At 32.0% G+C, this 6,649-nt stretch carries 6 protein-coding genes and 3 tRNA genes; 3 read left to right on the top strand and 6 right to left on the bottom strand.

Annotated elements, in window-relative coordinates; all coding sequences use genetic code 11:
- Positions 1-127: 127 nt before the first annotated feature.
- Both FHG05_RS16190 and FHG05_RS16185 read right to left on the bottom strand, forming a co-directional pair.
- Complete coding sequence (locus tag FHG05_RS16190) at positions 128-889, bottom strand: C40 family peptidase (protein WP_140999152.1); 762 nt, start codon at positions 887-889, stop codon at positions 128-130.
- 76 nt (positions 890-965) lie between these two features.
- Entirely contained in the window at positions 966-2,144 is a 1,179-nt protein-coding gene (locus FHG05_RS16185; RefSeq protein WP_181369188.1) for an acetyl-CoA C-acyltransferase, read from the bottom strand.
- A gap of 263 nt (positions 2,145-2,407) precedes the next feature.
- Between FHG05_RS16185 and FHG05_RS16180 the strand changes: the two genes are divergently transcribed.
- The 3 genes from FHG05_RS16180 (at position 2,408) to FHG05_RS16170 (ending at position 2,666) form a co-directional block, all read left to right on the top strand.
- Positions 2,408-2,491: transfer RNA gene (locus FHG05_RS16180), tRNA-Ser, on the top strand.
- 13 nt (positions 2,492-2,504) lie between these two features.
- Positions 2,505-2,579 (top strand) — tRNA-Pro (locus tag FHG05_RS16175).
- Positions 2,580-2,592: 13 nt separating this feature from the next.
- A tRNA-Arg gene (locus FHG05_RS16170) sits at positions 2,593-2,666 on the top strand.
- A 54-nt stretch (positions 2,667-2,720) separates the two neighbouring features.
- On the opposite strand, the gene FHG05_RS16165 is transcribed toward FHG05_RS16170, so the two are convergent.
- The 4 genes from FHG05_RS16165 to FHG05_RS16150 all read right to left on the bottom strand — a co-directional run bounded on the left by FHG05_RS16165 (position 2,721) and on the right by FHG05_RS16150 (position 6,580).
- Positions 2,721-3,290 (bottom strand): hypothetical protein, encoded by a 570-nt coding sequence (locus tag FHG05_RS16165; RefSeq protein WP_140999150.1) that lies wholly within the window; start codon positions 3,288-3,290, stop codon positions 2,721-2,723.
- A gap of 5 nt (positions 3,291-3,295) precedes the next feature.
- A complete protein-coding gene (locus FHG05_RS16160; RefSeq protein ID WP_140999149.1) occupies positions 3,296-4,477 on the bottom strand; it encodes a THUMP-like domain-containing protein in 1,182 nt (393 codons plus the stop codon).
- Entirely contained in the window at positions 4,477-5,565 is a 1,089-nt protein-coding gene (locus tag FHG05_RS16155; RefSeq protein ID WP_140999148.1) for an AI-2E family transporter, read from the bottom strand. Before FHG05_RS16155 ends, FHG05_RS16160 begins: the two co-directional genes overlap by 1 nt.
- Positions 5,566-5,629: 64 nt before the next feature.
- Positions 5,630-6,580: a zinc metalloprotease gene (locus FHG05_RS16150; RefSeq protein WP_140999147.1), complete on the bottom strand. Its 951-nt coding sequence runs from the start codon at positions 6,578-6,580 to the stop codon at positions 5,630-5,632.
- Between the last annotated feature and the right edge of the window lie 69 nt (positions 6,581-6,649).

The following is a 6,649-nucleotide window of genomic DNA, read 5'->3' as shown; positions in this document are numbered from 1 at the left end:
AACAACGAAAGAATTAAATCAAATCTAAACAAAATGAGCCCGATAAAATATCGAGCTCATTATTATCAAAATTAAGTTTAAATTTGTCTAACTTTTTGGGTGCAGTCTAATTTGAGACCTTTTTTGTTTATATGATTTTTTTAATGACCCTTAATTTATGCGTGTGTCTATTGGTTTCAGCATTGTAAATTCCTAAGTGGTCCAGTCTGTCAATTCTTACTTTTCCTGATGCATGTATGATATAATTGTCATCCATCATGATGCCTACATGGATAATATTTCCTTCCTCATTATCAAAAAAAGCTAAATCTCCAGGTTCACTTTCCTCAATGAAACTTAATGCTTCCCCTTGAGTGGCTTGTTCAGATGCATCTCTTAATATTTTGTACCCATTTAATTTATAAACCATTTGAGTAAAACCAGAGCAGTCAATACCAAAAGGTGTTTTTCCGCCCCATAAATAAGGAGCGTTTAAATACATGAAAGCAGTCTTTACTAAATTCGATTTGTCTTTAATGCCACAAATTTTTATTCCTTCAAAAGAATAATTTTCAGTATTAATTTGTTCGTTGTCTAGAAAAGAAAGACAGCTACCTAAAGGTATTGGAATTAATTGATTTTTTGGAGTAGAAATGTATTCTATTAAATCTCCATTTAAAACCATTGGAGATTGTTCAATAGAATGAAACTGTTTTTCAGAAATAGTTTGAAATTGTTTGTTGTCAATCCAGCCTATATAGTTGTCAAAAGCAGTCTCTATTTTCACCCATTTATCTAATTGCTCAATAATTGTAAAATGGTCTCCAAAAAGGAGTTGAGAAACCTGTTCGCTTCTGTCTGAGGGTTCTAATCGAAGAGGGATAATAGCTAGATTACAAATTCCAAACATTGATTTGCTAGTAAAATGAAATAAATTATGAGTTAGACAAATCTACAATTCCTAACTCATAATTCATAATTTAAATTTAAGCTCTTTCAATTACAATAGCAGAAGCACCACCACCACCATTACAAATTGCAGCAGCACCTAATTTTCCATTGTTTTGTTCTAATACATTGATTAAAGTAACAATGATTCGAGCTCCTGAACATCCTAAAGGATGACCTAAAGATACTGCTCCACCGTTAACATTTATTTTATCTTCTTTTAAGCCTAAAATTTTAGCATTGGCTAAACCAACTACTGAAAAGGCTTCATTAAATTCAAAATAATCAATCGCGTCAATAGTTACACCAGCTTTGTCTAAAGCAATAGGAAGCGCTTTTGCAGGAGCAGTAGTAAACCATTTTGGTTCTTGTGCAGCATCTGCATACGATTTAATGTAAGCAAGAGGTTTTAATCCTAAAGCATTCGCTTTTTCTTCACTCATTAATATTAATGCAGCAGCTCCATCGTTAATAGTTGATGCATTAGCAGCTGTAACAGTTCCTTCTTTTGTGAAAACCGCTGATAAACTAGGGATTTTATCTAATTTTACATTGGTATATTCTTCGTCTTTTGAAACAATTATAGCATCGCCACGTCTTTGAGGTACTTCAACAGGAACAATTTCAGTATTAAATTTACCAGCATCCCAAGCAGCTGCAGAACGTTGGTAGGATTGAATAGCAAACTGATCTTGCGCTTCTCTAGAAATATTATGTTCCGTAGCGCATAAATCGGCACATACACCCATCACATTATTATCATAAGCATCGGTAAGACCGTCTTTTTGCATGCCGTCTACTAAGGTTGTAGGGCCAAATTTCACACCGTTTCTCATGTGTACATAATGCGGAATTAAACTCATGTTTTCCATTCCACCTGCAACAACTACTTCAGCATCTCCACACATTATCGCTTGCGCACCTTGCATCACTGCTTTCATGCCACTAGCACAAACTTTATTAACCGTTGTACAAGGAACAGTATCTGGAATTCCAGCATAAATGGCAGCTTGTCTAGCAGGAGCTTGTCCATTTCCAGCCTGAACCACATTTCCCATTAATACTTCATCCACTTCTTTTGGGTCTAGATTAATTTTATTTAAAGCTCCTTTTATTGCAGTTGCTCCTAACTTTGTAGCTGGTACAGAAGATAAGGCACCCATAAAGCTACCAATAGGGGTTCTTACTGCAGCAACTATAACAACTTTTTTCATGATATGACTTTTTTAATTGAATTGCGAATTTACTATTTTTATTGATAAAAATTGCATTTTTTATAATTTTGAGTAGTAAAAAAATGAGCTTTACAAAGAATATGAAACTAGTTTGAAAAAATATTTTTTTTGTATCTATTTGAATTTTAGTAGTTTTAAAAAAAAATAAAAAAAAACACAAAAAAAAACTGAATAAATGTTGTAAATTAAGATAGGAAGGTATACATTTGCAACCGCAAAAAAGGTCAGTTCTTTGTAAGATTATTGGAGAGGTGCCGGAGTGGTAACGGAGCAGATTGCTAATCTGTCATCGGGTAACCGATGCCAGGGTTCGAGTCCCTGTCTCTCCGCTTTTTTTGTTTTCGGGGTGTAGCGTAGCCCGGTTATCGCGCCTGCTTTGGGAGCAGGAGGTCGCAGGTTCGAATCCTGCCACCCCGACTAAAAAAATAATGGTCTCGTAGCTCAGCTGGATAGAGCAACTGCCTTCTAAGCAGTAGGTCTCAGGTTCGAATCCTGACGGGATCACAAAAAAGCCTAGCAATCGCTAGGCTTTTTTGTTTGTATATAATTTGAATTTCTTTACTCAATACACTCTAGATTTTCAATAAAATAAAGACTGGGTTTAACTCTTTCATTTAAAATTTCCGATTGCAATTCATCTGAAATAATATAATCTTTAGATTCACCTGCATAATGCACTCTCATCACGGTTATCCTTGATTTTTTTAAGGACTCGTAATTGGTTTTGGTAAATAAGAAATAAGCATTAAGTATTCGAATATTGCTTTTTTCAGAATCAATATAAGTTAAATTAGAACAAACATCTTCTACAGCACTAATCAAACTAATGATTTTTCCGTCTTCTAATTGAAGAATAACTTTTGATTTGTTGTTAAAGCATCTAACGGGAATGAAATCCTGACTTTTTTGAATTTGTTGAAATTCTAAAGTAGGTATGCCGTTGTTATTGATTAATTTAAATTGAATAAATTCTTTGGAGTTACCAAAGACTTTCTCGTACATCAATTTTCCGTTGGTTGCTTTAATGTAGGTTGAATCTGTTTTTTCTTCAAAATCATAAATACAATCTTTTTTTTGACTGAAATGGAGTAGTGGTAAACATAAAAAAATATAAAGAATTCTTTTCATTGGTATTAAATTTTTGAACAAAGCAAAACTATTTTATTATTTTGAATATCGGTAGTAAAAAAAGCAAAAACTGAACCACCTTCTTTAATTTTATGTTTTTTTCTTATTTCATCTACTTTTATAGGAAAATTTCGAGTAGTAATATTCATTTTTTTATCCTGAAGATGGGTTTTAATTTCTTTTTTTTGAAATGGAATTATAGAATCGATTTGAAATGATCTGCCTGGAAATTCTTTAACAAAATCCGATGTATACAGATGCGAATGTGGGTGTAATTTATCGATTTCAAATAGTTGTGAAACAGCATTAAAGTTTCCTGATTTTAAAATAGCTACATTAGGCTCATATAAGTATTTTTTTGGAAGGGAATATGTTGCTTGGTAAGTTTCATTTAAAGAAGTTGTAACAATATTGATATCGTTTTTTTCGATATTTACTGCGTTAATATGGATTGCTCCAGTGTACTCTTTTTCAATTTCCCAAAGCAATTCTTTCACTTCATTTTCAAGTGCTATGATATGTATTTTTTTTACGAAATCTAATTCCGTTAAAGCAGAGTGAATGTCTAATAAAGGTGCGGTTTTGATTAAAATGTGATTGGAATAATTAAAATATTTGGGCAACAATACAGGAACATTGGGTTCGCAATCGTTTAATAAAAAAACTTTTCCTTTGGAATCATTTCTTCGAGAAGGATCTATGTATATCCAACTGAATTTACGGTCTAATTTTTCTAAAATGACGCTACTTTCGCCAATTTGACACGTACAATTTTCGATTTGTAATTGCTTGAAATTATGGCTTACAATTTGAGATAATTCAGTATTGATTTCGCAATGAATTACTTCTGTAAAAACTTTGGAAAAATAAAAATCATCTACTCCAAATCCTCCAGATAAATCGATTAAACTTTCTCCAGAAATAAGCGAGGCTTTATATGCAGCTGTTTTTTCGGAAGAAGTTTGTTCAATTGAAACTTTGGAAGGATATAGGATTTTTGCAGTAGCAAACCAAGTTGGTAACTTGAATTTCGCTTTCTGTTTGGCTACAATTTGATTTATGATTCGAATGTAATCAATATCAAAATTGTTTTTTTGTAACGCTAACTGATTGGTATCGCTATCTAAATTAGTATTGATAAAATTTTGAATATCTTCTTTTAATAAGATTTCTAAAGGATCATTCATTAAATATCTTTCGTTAAGGCTTTGATGATTCTATTGTCTGGTAAAAATTCTTTTCCAATTACTTTTAAAGCGGTATAAGTAGGCACTGCGATTATCATTCCGGTAATACCAAATAAAATTCCTGCACAAATGATGACTAAGAAAATTTCCAATGGATGCGATTTGGTGCTTTTTGAAAAAATAATAGGCTGACTCAAATTATTATCAATTAATTGAACCACAAGCATTCCGCAAATGACATATAAGGTGTTTGGTAAAGTGGTATGAACAAAATCGGTTCCAATACCACTAATCATTATTAAGAGCGAGGCTACAATTATTCCTAGAAGCGGACCTAAATAAGGTATAATGTTTAAAACGGCACACAAAAGAGCAATTATAAAAGCATTTTGAACGCCAAAAATTAAAAAGATAATAAGGTAAAGTATCAAAATAATGAATAATTGCAATAACAAACCTATAAAATAGCGAGAAAGTAAATGTTGGATTTTCTCCATAGAAGTCAATATTTTTAGTTTGTGATTTCTAGGAAGAACGAACTTAAAAATACGAAAGGCTTGCTCTTTTTCTTTCAATAAGAAGAAAGAAATGAAAAGAACAGAGGCAAGTCCCATTCCAAAATTGCCTACAGTGTTTATGATTCCATTGAAAATATCAGGAATAAAATTGAAATTAATTTTTGAAGATAGGGAAGATGAATCAAATAGTTGTTTTAGATTAATATGGTGTGATTCTAAATACACACTTATATTGGTAGTCATATCATTAAAACTTGTTTCTAGGGAATTGATATCTAATAACGAAAGATTCTCTCCTTGCGATAAAATTAGAGGAACAAATAATAAGATAAAGCAAATGATGAGTAAAAGAAAAAAAAGCAAAGTTGTAATTACCGCTAAAGTATTTCCAAATTTTAATTTGTTTTTTAGAAATTGAACTAAAGGATTGGCAATTAATGAAAAGACAACTGATATGATTAAATAAACGATTACAGTAGCTATTTTGTATAAAAGAAATAAAACAATGCTTATTCCAATCAGTATAAAAACTGTGCGTAATAATCCAATAGAAAGTTCTTTTGATGTCATGAACCAAAAATAAAAAAAACTCGCTAATTACTAGCGAGTTTTAAAATAAAATATTTTTTGTTTCTTATCTGAAAGAAGCTCTTGAACCTCCAACGTTAAAAATCGCTAACATTCTGCTTTTTTGGCCGTTAGAAAACATGTACATTCCTCTATCATCTGTATAATCCATATAGTTCATATACATTTCTAATGGTGTACCTGAACATGTAGATCTGTGACCTACAGGTGGTACTCCATAATTAGCTGTATTGTGAGTTGGAGTATCAGAAACTAGATCTGAACCACAAGTTGCGTCTCCCCAAATGTGACGTAAGTTCATCCAGTGACCTACTTCGTGAGTTGCAGTTCTACCTAAGTTGAATGGATACGTTGCAGTTCCTGTTGTTCCAGTGTATTTTGAATCTAAAACAACGCCATCAGTTGATGATGAACCACCAGGAAATTGTGCATAACCTAAAATTCCGCCACCAATTGTACATACCCAAATGTTTAATTTAGTAGTTGGTGAAGTCGGATCAATACCACCTCTTTTAGATTTTTTCATAGCGTCTCTTGTTCCCCAAGAAGATTTAGATGTTGATTTTCTGTTAATTGCGTCTAACACAAAACGGATTCCTACATTAGCACGTACACTTGAATACGGATTGTTTGCTGTGTTGAAGTCTGAATTTTGTGCGTTAAAATCTTTATTTAACACATCAATTTGTGATTGTAACTGAGCTGTAGAAATATTTTCAGCAGATGTACGATACAATACATTAAATACAACAGGTATTTCCATAACGCCATTTACGATTCTACCTTGACTAATCATTTCAGCAGTTTTAATCTCAATGTCCTTCATTCTTTGAGCTAATCCTGGATCTTCTTTTAATTGCCATTGTAAAACTTCATCAGATGCACAACCTCTGTGAGCTGTTACTGAAGCTTCTGGTGTTTCCGTTACCGAGTTATCTTCGTTATTACAAGAAAATAAAAGCATAGCTGCTGTAACTGTTAAAAAAATTTTTTTCATAATGTAAATTGTTTGGTTGTTAATATATTTACATTGCAATTATATAACATTAAATATTAATAATGTTAT

The organism is Flavobacterium profundi (genome assembly GCF_006491645.1).
Classification (GTDB): Bacteria; Bacteroidota; Bacteroidia; order Flavobacteriales; family Flavobacteriaceae; genus Flavobacterium; species Flavobacterium profundi.
The sequence above is the reverse complement of the archived record's forward strand: the minus strand, read 5'-3'. Positions and strand labels throughout refer to the sequence as shown.

Bases quoted from the DNA above. Each gene is read 5' to 3' on its own strand.
- FHG05_RS16190 (WP_140999152.1), bottom strand. From the start codon at position 889: ATGTTTGGAATTTGTAATCTAGCTATTATCCCTCTTCGATTAGAACCC.
- FHG05_RS16165 (WP_140999150.1), bottom strand. From the start codon at position 3,290: ATGAAAAGAATTCTTTATATTTTTTTATGTTTACCACTACTCCATTTC.
- FHG05_RS16160 (WP_140999149.1), bottom strand. From the start codon at position 4,477: ATGAATGATCCTTTAGAAATCTTATTAAAAGAAGATATTCAAAATTTT.
- FHG05_RS16155 (WP_140999148.1), bottom strand. From the start codon at position 5,565: ATGACATCAAAAGAACTTTCTATTGGATTATTACGCACAGTTTTTATA.
- FHG05_RS16150 (WP_140999147.1), bottom strand. From the start codon at position 6,580: ATGAAAAAAATTTTTTTAACAGTTACAGCAGCTATGCTTTTATTTTCT.